The organism is Candidatus Cyanaurora vandensis (genome assembly GCF_013285555.1).
GTDB classification, from domain to species: Bacteria; Cyanobacteriota; Cyanobacteriia; order Gloeobacterales; family Anthocerotibacteraceae; genus Cyanaurora; species Cyanaurora vandensis.
Genome location: NZ_JAAXLT010000092.1, coordinates 26,692 through 41,828, shown reverse-complemented (window position 1 = coordinate 41,828; position 15,137 = coordinate 26,692). Strand labels below are relative to the sequence as shown.

13 protein-coding genes and 2 pseudogenes are annotated in these 15,137 nt (G+C 55.8%); 6 read left to right on the top strand and 9 right to left on the bottom strand.

The window, feature by feature from the left end:
- Positions 1 to 87 precede the first annotated feature (87 nt).
- Positions 88 to 1,356, top strand: a complete 1,269-nt coding sequence (locus HFM78_RS06005) for a histidine phosphatase family protein (protein ID WP_287128519.1) — start codon at positions 88 to 90, stop codon at positions 1,354 to 1,356.
- Between the two features lie 178 nt (positions 1,357 to 1,534).
- Here the strand turns inward: HFM78_RS06005 and HFM78_RS06000 are convergent, their stop codons facing one another.
- The gene (locus tag HFM78_RS06000) at positions 1,535 to 1,888 is read right to left on the bottom strand and encodes a hypothetical protein (protein ID WP_287128518.1); all 354 of its coding nucleotides are present in this window, start codon (positions 1,886 to 1,888) and stop codon (positions 1,535 to 1,537) included.
- A gap of 111 nt (positions 1,889 to 1,999) precedes the next feature.
- On the opposite strand from HFM78_RS06000, the pseudogene HFM78_RS05995 reads away from it, so the two are divergent.
- Positions 2,000 to 2,158: pseudogene (locus HFM78_RS05995) on the top strand (transposase); the annotation flags it as partial.
- A 178-nt stretch (positions 2,159 to 2,336) separates the two neighbouring features.
- Here the strand turns inward: HFM78_RS05995 and HFM78_RS05990 are convergent.
- From HFM78_RS05990 to HFM78_RS05980, 3 genes are read right to left on the bottom strand one after another with little or no spacing between them, the layout of a single operon-like run.
- Positions 2,337 to 3,485: a lipid-A-disaccharide synthase-related protein gene (locus HFM78_RS05990; protein WP_287128517.1), complete on the bottom strand. Its 1,149-nt coding sequence runs from the start codon at positions 3,483 to 3,485 to the stop codon at positions 2,337 to 2,339.
- Positions 3,485 to 5,818, bottom strand: a complete 2,334-nt coding sequence (locus HFM78_RS05985) for a hypothetical protein (RefSeq protein WP_287128516.1) — start codon at positions 5,816 to 5,818, stop codon at positions 3,485 to 3,487. The genes HFM78_RS05990 and HFM78_RS05985 overlap by 1 nt, the downstream gene beginning before the upstream one ends.
- A 37-nt stretch (positions 5,819 to 5,855) precedes the next feature.
- Positions 5,856 to 6,341: an allophycocyanin subunit beta gene (locus HFM78_RS05980; RefSeq protein ID WP_287128515.1), complete on the bottom strand. Its 486-nt coding sequence runs from the start codon at positions 6,339 to 6,341 to the stop codon at positions 5,856 to 5,858.
- A gap of 90 nt (positions 6,342 to 6,431) precedes the next feature.
- Here HFM78_RS05980 and HFM78_RS05975 point away from each other — a divergent pair, with 90 nt between their 5' ends.
- Together HFM78_RS05975 and HFM78_RS05970 are read left to right on the top strand one after the other, a co-directional pair.
- Positions 6,432 to 8,210, top strand: a complete 1,779-nt coding sequence (locus HFM78_RS05975) for an asparagine synthase-related protein (protein ID WP_287128514.1) — start codon at positions 6,432 to 6,434, stop codon at positions 8,208 to 8,210.
- Positions 8,211 to 8,271: 61 nt separating this feature from the next.
- Positions 8,272 to 9,510, top strand: a complete 1,239-nt coding sequence (locus tag HFM78_RS05970; RefSeq protein WP_287128513.1) for a DUF445 domain-containing protein — start codon at positions 8,272 to 8,274, stop codon at positions 9,508 to 9,510.
- Here the strand turns inward: HFM78_RS05970 and recO are convergent.
- Positions 9,507 to 10,253, bottom strand: a complete 747-nt coding sequence (gene recO, locus HFM78_RS05965; protein WP_287128512.1) for a DNA repair protein RecO — start codon at positions 10,251 to 10,253, stop codon at positions 9,507 to 9,509. The two genes, HFM78_RS05970 and recO, sit on opposite strands and share 4 nt — an antisense overlap.
- Before the next feature lie 143 nt (positions 10,254 to 10,396).
- On the opposite strand from recO, the gene HFM78_RS05960 reads away from it, so the two are divergent.
- Together HFM78_RS05960 and HFM78_RS05955 are read left to right on the top strand one after the other, a co-directional pair.
- Positions 10,397 to 11,560 (top strand): hypothetical protein, encoded by a 1,164-nt coding sequence (locus HFM78_RS05960; protein ID WP_287128511.1) that lies wholly within the window; start codon positions 10,397 to 10,399, stop codon positions 11,558 to 11,560.
- A 47-nt stretch (positions 11,561 to 11,607) separates the two neighbouring features.
- Positions 11,608 to 11,922 carry a 2Fe-2S iron-sulfur cluster-binding protein gene (locus tag HFM78_RS05955; protein WP_287128510.1) on the top strand — a complete coding sequence of 105 codons (315 nt, stop codon included), beginning with the start codon at positions 11,608 to 11,610 and terminating at the stop codon, positions 11,920 to 11,922.
- On the opposite strand, the gene HFM78_RS05950 is transcribed toward HFM78_RS05955, so the two are convergent.
- The 4 genes and pseudogenes from HFM78_RS05950 to HFM78_RS05940 all read right to left on the bottom strand — a co-directional run bounded on the left by HFM78_RS05950 (position 11,900) and on the right by HFM78_RS05940 (position 15,110).
- Entirely contained in the window at positions 11,900 to 13,534 is a 1,635-nt protein-coding gene (locus tag HFM78_RS05950) for a WD40 repeat domain-containing protein (protein WP_287128509.1), read from the bottom strand. The genes HFM78_RS05955 and HFM78_RS05950 overlap by 23 nt on opposite strands.
- Positions 13,535 to 13,595: 61 nt before the next feature.
- Entirely contained in the window at positions 13,596 to 13,676 is an 81-nt protein-coding gene (locus HFM78_RS16185; protein WP_396032917.1) for a hypothetical protein, read from the bottom strand.
- A gap of 115 nt (positions 13,677 to 13,791) precedes the next feature.
- Positions 13,792 to 14,523, bottom strand: a pseudogene (locus HFM78_RS05945) (DUF3616 domain-containing protein); the annotation flags it as partial.
- A gap of 203 nt (positions 14,524 to 14,726) precedes the next feature.
- Entirely contained in the window at positions 14,727 to 15,110 is a 384-nt protein-coding gene (locus HFM78_RS05940) for a hypothetical protein (protein ID WP_287128507.1), read from the bottom strand.
- Between the last annotated feature and the right edge of the window lie 27 nt (positions 15,111 to 15,137).

Below are 15,137 nucleotides of genomic sequence, written 5' to 3'. Positions count from 1 at the left end.
ATTTACTAGCCCCTGTCCCCGCTCTTCTGCTGGGTCCTCTTGCGGTATCATACGCAGGGGCAAGGGAGTAGGACACTGGCAAAACGGGTGGTTTTGGTCCGTCATGGACAGAGTAGTTGGAATGTGAAAGGTTGGATTCAAGGCCGCGCGGACGAGTCGGTTTTGACGGAATTAGGGATAGAGCAGGCCCGTCGTTGTGGCACAGTCCTCGGGGCAGTGCAGTTTGACCAAGTTTTCAGCAGTCCACTGAACCGGGCGCGGCATACCTGCACACTGATTACGCCCATCCCGCCTACCTTGCTTGCGACGCTCCAAGAGATTGACCTCCCGCGTTGGGAAGGGATGACGGCTCAGGAAGTGGCTCAACGCTTTCCCCAAGAACATCAGATTTATCGCCTTAACCCAGCGGAGTTTGAGATTGCTGGTCGTTATCCAGTGGTGGAATTGTGGGCGGAGGCCCGCGCTGCTTGGGAGGTCATCCTGGCGAGTCCTGGTCACTGTGTTTTGGTGGTGGCGCATAACGCCATTAACCAAGCTTTAATCAGTACGGCCCTTGGTTTAGGTCCCATGGGCTACCGGGCTTTGGGTCAGAACAACGGCGGGATCAGTGTCCTCAACTTTGATGACCAGGGCCAAGTCCAACTGGAATCCCTCAACCAGACCGCCCACCTCACCGAAACCCCCAATTTCACCCCCAAACCAGGGGTAACTCGTCTACTTTTGATTCGCCATGGGGAGACGGACTGGAATCGGACGGGCCGTTTCCAGGGTCAACTGGATATCCCACTCAACGCCACAGGCGTAGACCAAGCGCAGAAGACGGTGGCTCTCCTCAAGGACCTCGCCTTTACCCAGGTTTTTGTCAGTCCCCTCCAACGCGCCTACACGACTGCCCAAGCCCTGCTCGCCCACCAACCCCACTTGGCCTTGACCATCCTGGACGACCTCCAGGAGATTGCCCACGGTACTTGGGAAGGGAAATATCACCCAGAGGTGGAAGCCGAGTACCCCGGTCTCCTTGCCGTGTGGAACCAGCAACCCGAGACCGTCCAGATGCCCGCTGGCGAGAGTCTGCAAGAGATTTGGGCACGTTCGGCGCAAGCTTGGGCGGCGATCCTCCAGCAAGTAAACGGACTTACCTTAGTAGCGGCCCACGATGCGATCAATAAAGCTCTGCTCTGTCAAGTGTTGGGCTTAGGACCCGAGGCTTTTTGGCGGTTTAAGCAGGGGAATGGTGCGGTCTCTGTCATTGATTATCCCGACGGTATCACCGGACGCGGTGTTCTCCAGAGCCTCAATTACACGGCTCACCTGACGGGGAATATTTTTGATTGCACCGCCGCTGGTGCCTTGTAAAAACTCATTTAAATCCCATTGATCCGGCATTTGACACCACGGATCGCACGATCAATATGAATGATTGTGCATTTAATGCCATGGATCGTCCGATAAAAAGGGGGCGTAGCGTCTATCTGAGTTGCGCTGGCACAACAAGCTCTTAAAGTCCCCCTTTTTAAGGGGGATTTAGGGGCTCTTAGAAAGTCCGGCTGAGAGGGTCTTTTTTGAGGAGTTGGGCTTCGTAATTTTCACTACCTTTGGCATGAATTCTAAAGGTCATGTAACGGATTGTCATCGGGTTTAACTGATACTCAATAGTGAACTTGCCTTGGGACGGTGAAATGCCCTCGGGTAGGGTGATGAGCGATGAGGTGGACTGGAGGAGACAGGTCTTCGGGGCTTCCTGGGTGAGTAAACGCTGACCCAAGGTAGTGAATTCAGTCGCGGTAATTAACTCTTTGTCCAAAGCTGACTTGAGGGTATTGAGTTGACGGTCTATGTCGGCAGAACCAGGGAGGTCACTAGACCTCTTGAATAAATACCGTGGCATGGGTCAATGGTGGTAAGCAGGTAAGTAATTTATTTATCAAGTCCAAGCTCTGAAACCCAGTCCTAGATGGAAAATCTATATAGCTATGGACGGTTTAAGCCTCCCACCTGCTTAGCACAACAAAGGATAGTCGTGGAGCATGTAAATCGAGTACTAAAAGTATTCTGTATCCTGGCTAGCCCTTACCGGAATCGTCGTCGTTTTGGACTAAGGCTGAGCCTGCTGGCAGGGATTTATAATTTTGAACTGGCCTTGCCACTTCTATACTGATTCATGCAAGAGGTCTATCGAGAGCGGTCAAGTCAAATCCGTGAGTTTCAAGGTGGCTAAGCAGTAGCGATTTCTTTACTCAAGTGAAAATTCTCTCACCGTTCCCCAACAGAGGAATGGTGCTTTTTTTGAATGCTTGGCGTATCGAATCTGGGCACTCGTCTATACGAGGGGAACCTTAAGGCACCAAAGCCTGCTGGATAAATCGGGCAATATCTTGAGCCGCTCCCGGTTGACCCATGCGCGTCAGACCATTGGCCTGAATCCGCGCTAATCGTTGGGGGTCAGCGAGGACTTGCTGGGCGACCTGGGCGGCCTGTTGGGGAGTTTGGCATAGTAAGACCGACTCACCGAGTAACTGTTCTTGAAGCTGGGCGAAACGGGCGGTGAACTGAGGACCCGCGCCGGGAATTGTCACTACAGGCCGACCGAGTCCGACGGCCTGCTCCGTCGCCGTCCCCGCCATGGCAAAAAACAACCGACTCTCCTGGAGGACCTGCCCAAAAGCCCCCGTCCGCAACCACACCTTGGTCTGGCCCTGGACCAAGTAGGGTTCCTGCCACTGCCAGCCCTGACTCAGCGCGGGTTCTACAAAAGAGGCCAGGGGTAAGCCCGGTGCAAGGGCTGCCATGAATTCGGTCCCGGTCATCGCTCGGGCACAGGTGAGTAGACAGAGGAAATTGGCTTGGGCCTCCTGGGGCCGGGAACCCGGTAGTAACCCTACCCCTGTCGGGACTAGGGGACCCACCTCCGGTAGACCATCCATCATCGGATTGCCGAGGTAACTGGCGGGGACCCCGGACTGCTGGAGCCGATGGGCGGTCTGGGGGTCACGGGCGAAACTATGGAGACAACGACGGGTCCGCATCAACCGCTGCTCCGGCCAAAAGTAGCAACTGCGACCGGGCGAGTAGTAGTCCGACTTGGTACAGCCCAAAAAGATATAGGGCCGCTTCAAACCCCAAGCCAGGGCCAAAGGTAAAATATCGCCTACGGCAAGGGTTAGACTTACCTGCTGCTTCAAGTTCAAGGCCCGTTGGGTCATGTGCCAACCATGGGTGACCAACCCCCCCTGGAGGTCTTGCCAGAGGGCCGGAAAGTGTTTAAAAGTAAATCCTCCCGAGGGCAGCCACCGCCCCCCCACCACCGGGATTTGTTCACGCTGGTAGAGTTCGCCCTCGCCCACCAAGGGCAGGGCTGACAGATGGACCGGGAATTGTTTTTTGAGGGCCAAGGCGACCTGTACCCCCACCCAGTCCTCACCGTTCCCATTGCTGAGCAAGAAGATATGAGGAGCCTCCGCCAGGACCGATGAGCGCGTCAACATCAAAAGGGCGACGTGAAGGGCACATTAAGCCCCAGACCGATAGCGAGACCGTTATCAGCAATGACCCGCATACTCTGATAGGGCGAGAGCCCGAGACTATTGGTCAAGTAGAGGTCAAGACTGGCGGCGCGGGGGACCAAGGGCGAATCCAGGGTCAACCGGGCCGCCAAGTTCCAGGGCAAAGTGTTTCCCCGCTGGCTGCCGATGAGGACGTTTTCCCCAGCAACAGGCGTGACCTCCCCCAAAACTTCGAGGGCTGGACTCAAGCGCACCGCCCCACCCAAGGAGACGCCACTCAAAGCCACCGCCGAGGCATTGGAACGACTGGCCTGTTGCACGTAGGAAACCTTGGGATTGAGCCACCAAGTAAAGGTATCCCCGGCCTGTTGCAGAGGAGCCGAGAGGGTGAGGATTAAAAACTCCCCCAACCGCTCCGTGACTAAACCAAATAGGTTGGGCGGCAGGGGTCCCCGGTCCCCGACCCCAGCGTTAAAGGGGTCCTCATGGTTATTGGAAGCGTTGCGGTCCTCACGCACAAAATTTAAGAAGCGGTTACTGGTGCGCCCCAGGGTGAAAACCCCGCTCAAGGTAAAGGGGTCCCCTGCCGCTTGGTTCATAAAGCGGATTTTGGTACTGGTCCCCGCCTCGGATTCATCCACCGTACTACCCGTAAAATTCACATAAAAACCCGTCTCAAAGTCATCCAGTACCCCGGTGCGGAGACTAGCTAAAAAGCCATTACTGGTGCCCTTAAGTTGGACAAAACTGGTCCCCTCAGGAATCGTTCCCCCGTCCAAAAAGCCAATCCCGCCCTTGAGAAAAGCCTTACGCCGTGCCGCATCCACGGTCAGGTCAAAGGCGGGGTCTAGTTTGCTATTCTCCGGGAGGTCCAGGATAAAAAAGCGACTGGGCATAAACGTCAAGGCCACCGCCAACCCCGTATCCCCCTGACGGCCCACCAAGGCCCCAGTCCCGGTGGTGGCGTAGCTGTTGGTGGCATAGAGGTCCAGTCCCAAGCGCGGGTTGATCAGATAGCGAAAGCCCGCATTGAAGACCGGTGTGGCGGCGGGGACCCCCTGGGCATCCAGGGTGTTGTTCCCAAAGAGGATGGAGGTGAAATCGCCCCGCAACTGGAGGCGTTCCGACAGGCGCACCGTCGCCCCGGCTCCCACCGCTCCCAAAGTACCAAAACTCCCGCCCAGCAAGGGATTGACCGCGACAAAACTTGCGTTATCCGCCGGGAAAAAGGCCAATTTAGGGTTAAAGGTCAAACTCACATCCGTCCCCGCCCAAGTCACGGGCAACTCGATTACGGGGATTGGCGAGAGGCCATAATCCTGTTCAAAAGACGGACGACTGCCATCCACTGCACTAAACCGGAAAACCCTCGTTCCCGCTGTCGCTGAGAGGATTAAAGCACTCTTGAAATCCGGGGTATCCACTAACCGGAACTTCCCCTGGACCGTGAACTCCTGAAAAGTATTAGAAGTACTCCCAGCAACCGGCGCGAAACGGTCCACCAAGAAAGGGCCAAGCGTGCCGGGGCTGTTGTTGTCTTGGCCTTGGAGGGCCAAGGCGACTTCTACCCCGTCGGTGAGGCCATAGGTATAGGACTGGGTAATGCTCTGGAAGGTATCGTCATTGGTACTATTCGTGTTGTAAACCCGCAGGGTCTGACTGTCCACGAACTCGCCGGGATTGAGGACAGCCCCGCTCTCTAGCCCCTGGGTCCGCCCCGCCACTCGCTCTAGGGCCGAGGGTATGAAAGTCGGCGGGGCGGCGACTACGGTGGGCGGGGTGAGTTGGGTGGTATCTAAGGGCGGTGGAGTATCACTGACCAATAGCGAACTATCAAAGGAAACTGGGTCTAAGTCCAACCGACGGGCCACGAGAGCCGGAGCGGCAGCGGGTTTAGGCGACGGGGCAAGGCGCGGTGAAACCCTTGGCGCGACAGCTAGCTTAGGGACTTGTCCTAGGTCAAACCGTAAAACTCCACCCTCTGAACCCAGAGCTACGGGCGGTGTTGCGTTCTGGATTTCGAGGGTGACACCGTTTGCTACTGAAAATAACCGGGCGAGTAGTTCCCCGCGACTGGTATTCATCGGCGCATCAAGACTGGCTTGAGCCAGGAGTGTCCGCCACCGCTTAGTTCCCGGTACCTGTTCAAACCGAATGGGTGCAATCACCGACCCGAGGTGGTCTACCTCTAGGATCAATCGGCCTCGCTCAGCCCGAACCGCTAGCCCCGTAACCTGGGTCAATTCGTCGGCTCGGACCTCAGCCACCGCCAGGGTAAGTACGACCAGTAGGGACCATAGACGGGAATGGGGCATGGGCGGGCAACAGCATTGATCAAGAGTGTACCAATTCCTAGCTCAGGCCACGCGCTAGGTGGTCGAACTGTTTCGCCATCTCCTGACCGGCGGGGGAGCCCACCTGCCCCGTGACTACGTCTTTGAGCGCATTGATTGAGCGCACCGTGGCATCCAGGGGTACGCCCAGGGCCCGGTAAGTCTCCACCAAACCCTTCAGCACGTACTCATCCAGGAGTGAGGTGTTGTCCGCCAACATCGCAAAGGTCGCGTAGCGCAGGAAGTAATCCATATCCCGGATACAGGCGGCATAGCGGCGGGCATAGTACATATTGCCCCCCGGACGGGTCACGGGCGTATAGAGGAGGGTCCGAGCGACAGCGGCGCGGATGATATTCTCGGCGTTAGCGGTGATAGACTGAGCCGCCTTGACCCGCAGCTCCCCCGAGGTGTAGTAGGACCGTAACCGCTCTAGGGCCGCGCCATCCAAGTACTGACCCTTGGTATCGTATTCTTTGATCACTTGGTCAATGACATCAAGCATGAGATACCCCTAAGTGACTGTGACACTCTCTTGCCAAAATACACCCTGGAACGACCCTAGGCGTAAGAATTTGCAATCGGTACCAAGGACATGAGCGGGATCTTAGCCGTCTGGCAGAGCCGCCAGCCTACCCCTTGGTCCGTGATGCTCCAGGATCTCGCGGTCTTAGGCGGGGATGACCAGGGGGATTGGCATGACCCCTGTGGGCTGAGTCTCGGGCGCACCCAGCGTTACAACACCGGGCAAGCTCAACAGGAACCCCCGGTTCTCCACGACCAAGGCTGTGTGCTGGTCTGGACGGGCCGCCTGGACCAGCGCGAACCGGGCTGTCAAACCACCGATGGTCAACGGTTAATCACCGCGTATCGGTCAGGGGGGCTGGCGAGTTTAGTGGGGGACTATGCTTTTGTCCTGTGGGACCCAGGGGCTGACCGCTTACTAGTGAGTGGAGACCTGATGCGGCGTAAACCCTTAGCCTACTTCTGGGATGGTCAGACGCTTTTAGTGAGTTCGCGGGTGGTCTCCCTGTTGCATCACCCCCAGGTCAGCGGGGCACTGGACGAAGACTATTTGGCCCATACCTTCGGGGAGTGGTGGCAGCAAACACCGGGTTGTACCCCTTTTAAAGCGATCCGTCGTCTCAGATTGGGGGAGACTCTGGTCCTGCAACGCGGTCAGTTAACCCGTCAGTTCCGGTCCCTCACCCCGCTGGATGTGCGCTACCAGACTCCAGGTGAGTATTACGAAGCTTTTTGGGAGGTGCTGGGACGAGCAGTTAGTGACCGCCTCCGTCATCCCCGGCCTGCTGGGGTCACCCTCAGTGGGGGCCTGGATTCCACCACGATTACTGCGGCAACCCTAAAGCATCTACCGACTGTGGACGCGCTCTCCTTCGTCACTGAGATCTACCCTGAATTTGATGAGCGCGGGCCGATCCAGACTTTTTTAGACCATTACCCGCAGACCCGTTGGCATCCTATCCCCAGCGACGACACCCACGGGTTTGCAGTCCCCTGGGCGACCTTACCCGTTCCTGACGATCCGATTCCAGTCTGTACCACGCCCCTGCATTTACGAGCCATGGCCCAAGCCCGGGCTCTCGGGTTGGGGACCCTATTGGACGGCGAGTGGGGCGACGAGATTTTTCGGGAGAACTTCCCAGCGTTATTTCGGGCGGGGGCGGGGGGGCTGGCTCTCAGGTTGATGCTCGGGCGCCAACAGGCCCCGGCTTGGCTCTGGCGAGAATGGGTCATGCCCCGGTTGCCCCAGTCTTGGCAGTGGCGGTGGATTCTCTTCAAGCGGTCACAGCCTGACCCGTTGCCCCCCTGGTTTTACCCCAGCTATGTGGCCCAGCCCCTCGTCCAAGCTAGCTATCGTCAGTCTCTAGAGAATTCTCGGTCCCAGGATTTCCAGACTGGCCTAACCTGGGGGCTAAATCAACCGCCCCAGCAGGATATTTTGTATGCTGCACACGGACTAGAACCCCTCTCGCCCTTCGCCGATGAACGGCTGATTCGCTTTATCCTTGCCATCCCGCCCCAAATCCAGATTGACCCCCAGCACCGCAAGATTTTTCTGCGACAGGCGACAGCGGGCTATTTACCCGAGGAAGTGCGCTGGCGGCCCAAGGTCAATTACTTCGACCCCCTCCGCCGCTCGGGTCTGTTGAGTGAATGTGCCCGAGAGCTCTGTCAGCAAGTCCGTGACTGCCCGCCCCTAGCGGAAATCGTGGACCAGCCCCGGTTGGCCCAAGCCCTCCAGGAATTACATACTCAGGGTGGCTTAGAGGCCCATATAGAAAACAGTCTTTTCCTATTACTTGATTGGACGAACTGGTATCTAAATGTAAAAGCGAGGTATCCAATTTAGGGGTGTTTGCCGCTGCCCAAAAGCTAGAGCCATAATTTAAATACACCCCGGCCCCGAAATCATGGAAGTTACCTTTTGGCATTACATTTTGCCCCCGGTGGTCGGTTCGGTGATTGGCTTTACTGCCGATACCATTGCCATCAAAATGTTGTTTCGTCCCTATCGGCCCCTGTTTTTTCTGGGTCGTCAAATCCCGTTGACCCCAGGACTATTCCCCAGGGGCCAGGAACGGTTTGCCCGCAAAGTCGCCACGACGCTGACTGATAAACTTCTGACCCCAGAAGAAGTCCACCGCATCGCCCGTCGGCTCTTGGGCCGCGAACAGTTGGCGCAAGGTATCCGTTGGGTTCTACTCTACGGCTTGGGCCAACTGAATGACCCCCGGCAACGGGAACGGCTGGCCCAGGGCTTGGGGGGCTTGTTACAGCGCATCTTAGAGGACTCCTTGCCCCAGTGGACAGCAGAACTAGGCCGCTCCTCCTTCACTGACCAAGCCCTAGGCCAAGTATTTGACCGGATGGTGTTGCCCTTCACCCTCAGCCGCGCCCAGGGCGAGACGATTGCTGGGTGGATTAATGAGAGCGTTCTCACCCCCGAACTGTTGCGTCAAGCCCTCGTGAATGGCCTCTCCGCCACCACAATTGATGAACTCGACCGTCAGGCCCGCGACCGCTCCCAGGGCGGCTATTGGTTATTGGCGAATGTGATTGGGGTGAAGGGTCCCCTCGGTCGCCTCAAGGATTTCTGCCGCGACCAACCGGAACAGGCCCGCGCTTTATTCAAAGATGTATTGAGCAACATCCGGTTGCGGGACCGACTGACGGACATATTGGTGAGCGCGAGCTTCCAAAAACTTCCCCCTGCTACTCTAGATGCCACCAAGACCCAGCTCGTCGGTGCCCTGGAGCAGGCCCTCACCGCCACCATCCCGGACTTCTCCCAACGGATCAGTGAAAGTATCAACTGGACGGAGCAGGCAGAGGCCCTTTTAAACCGGGCTGTTACCAGCGAGACCATCCTGGAATGGATTGACCCGGTGGCAGAAGAAGGCGCACGGATTTTAGACCAATACCTCAGTGAGGAACTAGAGCAATTAGTGACAAAACTCCTCCCCTCCCTGGGTCTGGAGGAAGCTGTAATCACCAAGATTAACCAGACCTCCCCGGCGGAACTAGAGGATGCCATCCAATCCGTCGCCCGCTCCGAACTACAAGCTCTACCCTATGTGGGAGCCGTCGTGGGTTTTTTCGCTGGGTTCTTGGAGATGGTCCTTCTGGTCTATATCCTGCCCAATCTCTAGGCCAGACAGACCGCCAAGAGGTCGGCAGAGCGGACTGAGCGTTGCAAATAAAATTCCAAGTAGCGGCGTAACAGCCGCTCCACATCAGACCAAATCGGGTGGACTAGCAGTTCTGGGGGCAGGACGGGTTGGGGGAGCCACTGGAGGGCGTTGACCTGTTCCTGGGTGACAGGTTGGGTTTGGGTGAGGTCACTAAGGCATTCGGTAGCCACTAACCCGCCGAGGGGCAGACTAAACCCCGCTGCTTCCTGACTGAGGACCCGGCCCGTCGAGGTACAGTAATCTACGACCGGGGCAACTCCGCTCACTTGGAGAAATTGGTAAAGCCCATGGACTAGCTGGGCCATGATCTCTGGAGTCGCACAGGACTCCAGACGACCAAGATGTTCTAGGAATAGGTCAAATAATTCTGGGTGTCCCTGACCGGGCACCGCCTCCGCCAGTACCGCTTCCGCCCAGTATTGAGCACTCCCCAGACGACCCAAGTCTCGACTGAGCCGATTGAAACTGTGTAGAGTCTCAGCTTGGACTACTTGGTCTAGGCTGCGGCCTGAATAGAGTTGTAGGTCATTGACTACAAAAAGGTCGAGTCGGCCCCCCATTTTGGCGCGGGCCTTGCGTGCTCCCTTCGCCACCGCCTTGAGGAGGCCCTGTTCGCGCGTAAAAATAGTTAATAAAAGATCCGCTTCGCCTAGAGGCTGACGCTTGAGGTTGATGCCCGTAGCGCGGTAATAACGGCTCATCCTGACCCCAATCCCCTGACTCTTCTATTATCACCTGCTACTTCTCCAGCCCCGACAATTATGAAACTTCTGTAGGAAATGCAGTTATTTTTTGTTCTCTAGAATAACATGCTAAAGGTGACCTAGCCCGATGGAGAGCATTTATGTCTGTTGTCAAAATGGACCCCAAATTTACCAAGGTCCAAAATGCGCTTTTCGAGCGTGCCCACAGCCAACCCTGCGAACTCAAGTTCGTTGCAATTGGTCTGAGCAAGCAAGGTATTCAAACTGGGAAGCTCTATTCTCACCCGGAGATGATTCCCCTACCGATCATGATGTGTGATTACCTGTCTAAGTTGGGACCTGAGCACCGTTCGATCCTCTCAGCCCTGACTTGGACCCACGCCTATAAGTATATTGCCCGTTCTGAAATGCAGACGATTGCTTCTAACATGTATGTCGCTGAACGTGTATTCGACCAATACTCTGATGACTACATGGTTTTACAGCAAGAAACTAATGAAGAATATGACCACATTTGGTCCTTCCGCACGATCCACAAGATGGTCTGCCGTGAAGCTCAGTTGCCCAACGAGAAGTTTGACGAGATTGGTTTCTTTGATGGCGAAGTAGGTGCTGCCCCCGAGACCAAGGACCTCCTCGGTTCTGAGTACAAGTTCATGCATTACATGGTCGGTAGCGCGGTTCAGAATATGCCTAATGAGGTCGTCCAGGGGGCCGGGTTGGGTGCGCTGTGGCTGTTGTACCGCTACATCGCCAACGTGCAGCTTAAGCAGACTGAGGCTTTCTTCTTTGAATCCCCCGAGAAGTTTAACTATGATCCCCTAGCCGTTGAACTGACCAATGCTCACCTGACCGATGAGGCCCGTCACTACACCACTTCTCTCGATATGGGGATGGAGTTATTCAGGGCGGCGGACCCTTGGGCCAAAAAGTTCATCCGTCTGATGATCACTGAGATGCTCCAAAACTACATCCGGGCCTACTACGTGACCTACGGCGAGATGATTCACCTCGGTGAGACCCAAGGCGTTTACTGCACGCCCTATAAAATTGGTCTCAATGCCCTACGGGTTGCCCTCAACCACCCCGCCTTCAAGGATCACCCGGTGGAGATTAGCACCTTGACCCGTGCTTGGCATGAGAAGCAAGTCGGGATGGAGCTCGGTCCTATCAACAAAAAGCGTTGGCGTTATGCGGCCCAACAGATAGAGCGGCTGATTGACGCGCTCGGGCTGAAACTGGATGCCGATGAGATTGGGGTCAACTACGAACGTCACCAGAAGGCTCTAACCTTCGCGTCCTAGGGACCCTGGGTACACTGGGAGGGGGGATTTGTCTCCCCTCTTTTTTCATGAAACGTGAGGATAACGCGGTGACGGTGAATCTGTATTTTGAAGATACGAGCAAGACGATAACTGTCGAGTCGGGCCGCCGGTTCATGGAAATTTGTGATGAGTACGACAGCCCGGTTTTCTTTGGCTGTCGGGCGGCTTCCTGTGCTACTTGCCTAGTTGAGATTACGGCTGGCCTGGAAAACCTCACTCCCATCACCCCTGATGAAGAAGTCCTGCTCTCGATCCTGGCGGAGGGCAACCCCAAGGCGCGGCTGGCCTGTCAGTGTGTAGTGAATGGTTCGATTGCCGTCAAGGTGTTGGCCCCCAGCTAGTGGCAGGCCAGACCCGGAGGGTGCGGTCCTTACTGCCACTGCTGAGTACCTTGCCATCAGGACTGAAAGCTACCGCAACCACCCAGTCTTGATGTCCGGTCAAAGTCTTGAGCAGGCTACCCGTCGAGATGTCCCACAACTTAATTAAATTGTCACGGCCACCACTGGCTAGGGTCGTGCCGTCGGGTTGGACCGCCAGACTCAAAACCCGGTCCTGGTGTCCAATTAGGGTGTGGCGGGTTACGCCAGTGGCAAGGTCCCAGACGCGCAGGGTTTTATCCCAACTCCCACTGATTAAGTGTCCATCGGGGGTGAAGGCTAGGGCACGGACAGCCTCCCGGTGCCCAGTGAGTGTCCGGTGTTGTCCGGTGGCGAGGTCCCAAATTTTAATCGTGCGGTCCTCACTCCCACTCGCAAGGGTCTGACCGTCAGGACTGAGGGCGACGGCGTAAACTCGATCAGTATGTCCAGTTAGGGTTTTCAGTAACCGACCCGTACTCACTTTCCAGACTTTAATCGTCCGGTCCCCGCTCCCACTAACCAGCGTTCCCTCAGCACCAAGGGCTAGGGACCAGACAGGCTGGGTATGTCCCGTCAAAGTCCGCACCAAGCGGCCTGTGGAGACCTCCCAAACGCCAATCGTCTGGTCGCCACTGCCACTTACTAAAGTTTGTCCGTCAAGACTGAGGACCAGTGCCCGGACAATATCGCCATGGGCCAACAGGGGCGAGCGGGGGGTACCCGTACCCAGGTCCCAGAATTTAATTAACTGGTCGGCACTGCCACTGACTAGTTTTTTTTCATGAATGGCGACCGCCCACACGGTATCACGATGTCCCTGGAGGGTGAGTGGGGGTTGGTTCACCGTGCATTCGCCTTGGAGCACGCTAGCTTCAGCGCGGAGGGCAGAATCCGGCGCGACAGCGGCGGCTTGGGAGCGGCACTGCTCATAGTCCCCGGCCCGGGCAAGGACCCGCGCCGTCTGGATGAGGGTGCGGTCGCGTTCTGAGGGTTGGGTGGACTCCCACTGGTTATAGCCGACCATTGCCACCCCGAGGAGAATCCCGACGGCTCCCAAACCCCAAGGCCATCGCGACGGCAGCGGGGCTAAGGTCGGCACGGGCAGGAAGTCCGACGGTTGTTGGTTGGCTGTGAATAAATCAAGGGAAGGCGCGGCTTGACCAGGAAGGGTCAGCCGTAATCCGGGACGCACTGGCGTATATTTACTTAGCTCTGGCAAGTCCACGGCGGGAAGAGGGTCAGCGGGGGGTGTATCCACCCACGTCGGAGGGCCTTTTTCGAGATAGGCCAAGAGGATCTGCCGTGCTGCATCATCTAGAGGTTTGTTGCGGTAATAGCACAGGAAATAGGGTACAGGTCCGCCATCTTGCGCCATGCTGTAAAGCCAGCCCCAGAGGTATTGCGCTGGACCCAGTTGCAATAAATAGACAGCGCGGTAGCCCACCGCTGGGGGTTGACTCATGGACCAACGGTTATTGACCACTTGGAAGACAAAAGCCCGACGGATTGCAACTGGGACCTGCACGCTCGCCAGAACACGCAAGCCCAAATCTGGAAATTTACTATAGACCAATTGACCCACTTGACTCATAACTGTAGCCTAGGAGACTGTCTAATCTTAACTACGCTTAGACAGTTGGGTCCAGTTTCCCCTAGAGCGTAAATAGGTCCGCCCATATTTGGCCCTCAGCCTTAAATCGGCTTGGTGCAGGCCCATCGTAGACCACGAGCAATCCCTCTGGGGTCAGGGCAATGCCTTCGGCCCGGTCGTATTTTTCGGCAGGGGGGGGTCTCAAAGAGGACTTCTAGTCGGCCCGGTTGCTGAGTAATAAGACTGGGTTCAGCCAAAAGTAAACCCTTGACCAACCGGAAGACACGAATAACCCCCTGGAGGATCATCGTGGGTCCTGCCAGGATCAAGAGGTCATCCCCGTCGCGACATAGTTCACGGATACCCAAGCCGCCAAGGTCTAGAAAATGTTTACGGTACGCGAGTCCGTCTGCACCCCGCCGAAAGCGTAAAAGCCCCGGTCCCCGCGCTTCCACGGTCAGTTCAAGTAAGATGGCCCAACCGCGTAGCACTGGACCCCGTAGCCCCAGCCAGACTTTGTTTCCCATTACCGCCAAGCCCTCGACATCAAACCCGTTATCCTTGCCAGGAATCCCAGCCGTCAAAAAAGGTCCGAGGTGGGGGTCTTCTTCCAAGAGGGTGAGGAGTTTGGTCCGTCCGATGGCAGCAGCGGTGAGTTGTTCCCCTAACTGGCTGGGGTGGGGACAGGTTTTGTACAAAATTCCGTCAACTAAAGGAATCCGGGCCAACAGGTAACGGTTGGGGTCGGCTTCAATCTTGGTAAGACGACGGATATTCTCCAGATCGCTGCGGTCTGGGCGGACTCGTTTGCGCTTGGTGGCATGGGAGCCGACTAACCATAAATAGTGGTCCTGGTAGTCCAATCCCTCAATATCTACTTCCACCCCCGCCCCGGTGGTGTCGTCCACCAAATCCAAATATTCAGTCAAGGGAAATTGTTGGGGCTGGTCATAACCCGTGGGTGAGGGGGACAGCCGTTCCAGGCTCATCGTCTCATCGGAAGCCAGCCAGAGATGCTCAGTCCAAACCGCCGCCGAGAGGTCCTGACAATTCGTTCCCAGCACCAACAATTTTTGCTGAATCTCCATACCCTTCACCCAATTTGAGCCATCCTACCACAGTGGGGAGAGGGGTCCTTGAGTCCCCGCATCCTGATAACTGATCATTACAGCTAAACCTTTACATCTTGCAGTTAGAGCTTAGACCAATTCAGAAATTGGTCAATTTTAGTTACATATTTACGAATGCCTACCAAGTCAAGTTGCTCTGTTACTATTTGTTCTTTAAAAAAGTCGGTGTAATTATTCGTTAACAGAACTTTCCTCTCTGATAGATTCGTACGAGCATGAGCTAAAATCGTATGTAAAATCAAGTTATCCGTCGGCTCTTTCATATAACGCTGATTAAGACTTTTAGTGGCAGTAAGAGGATCGAAAGGAATCACGATAGCGTTACCTAAAGTCCATTTCAAAATTATATCTAATCGCTCTTGGACATTTTCAAAAATCCTGCCGCTCTCAATATTAACTAGATTTAAGTCTGTACTAATTTTTTGTGCTTGTTCTGAAAGTTTCATGCCGCTCACTACTTTAGCTAAGTTATT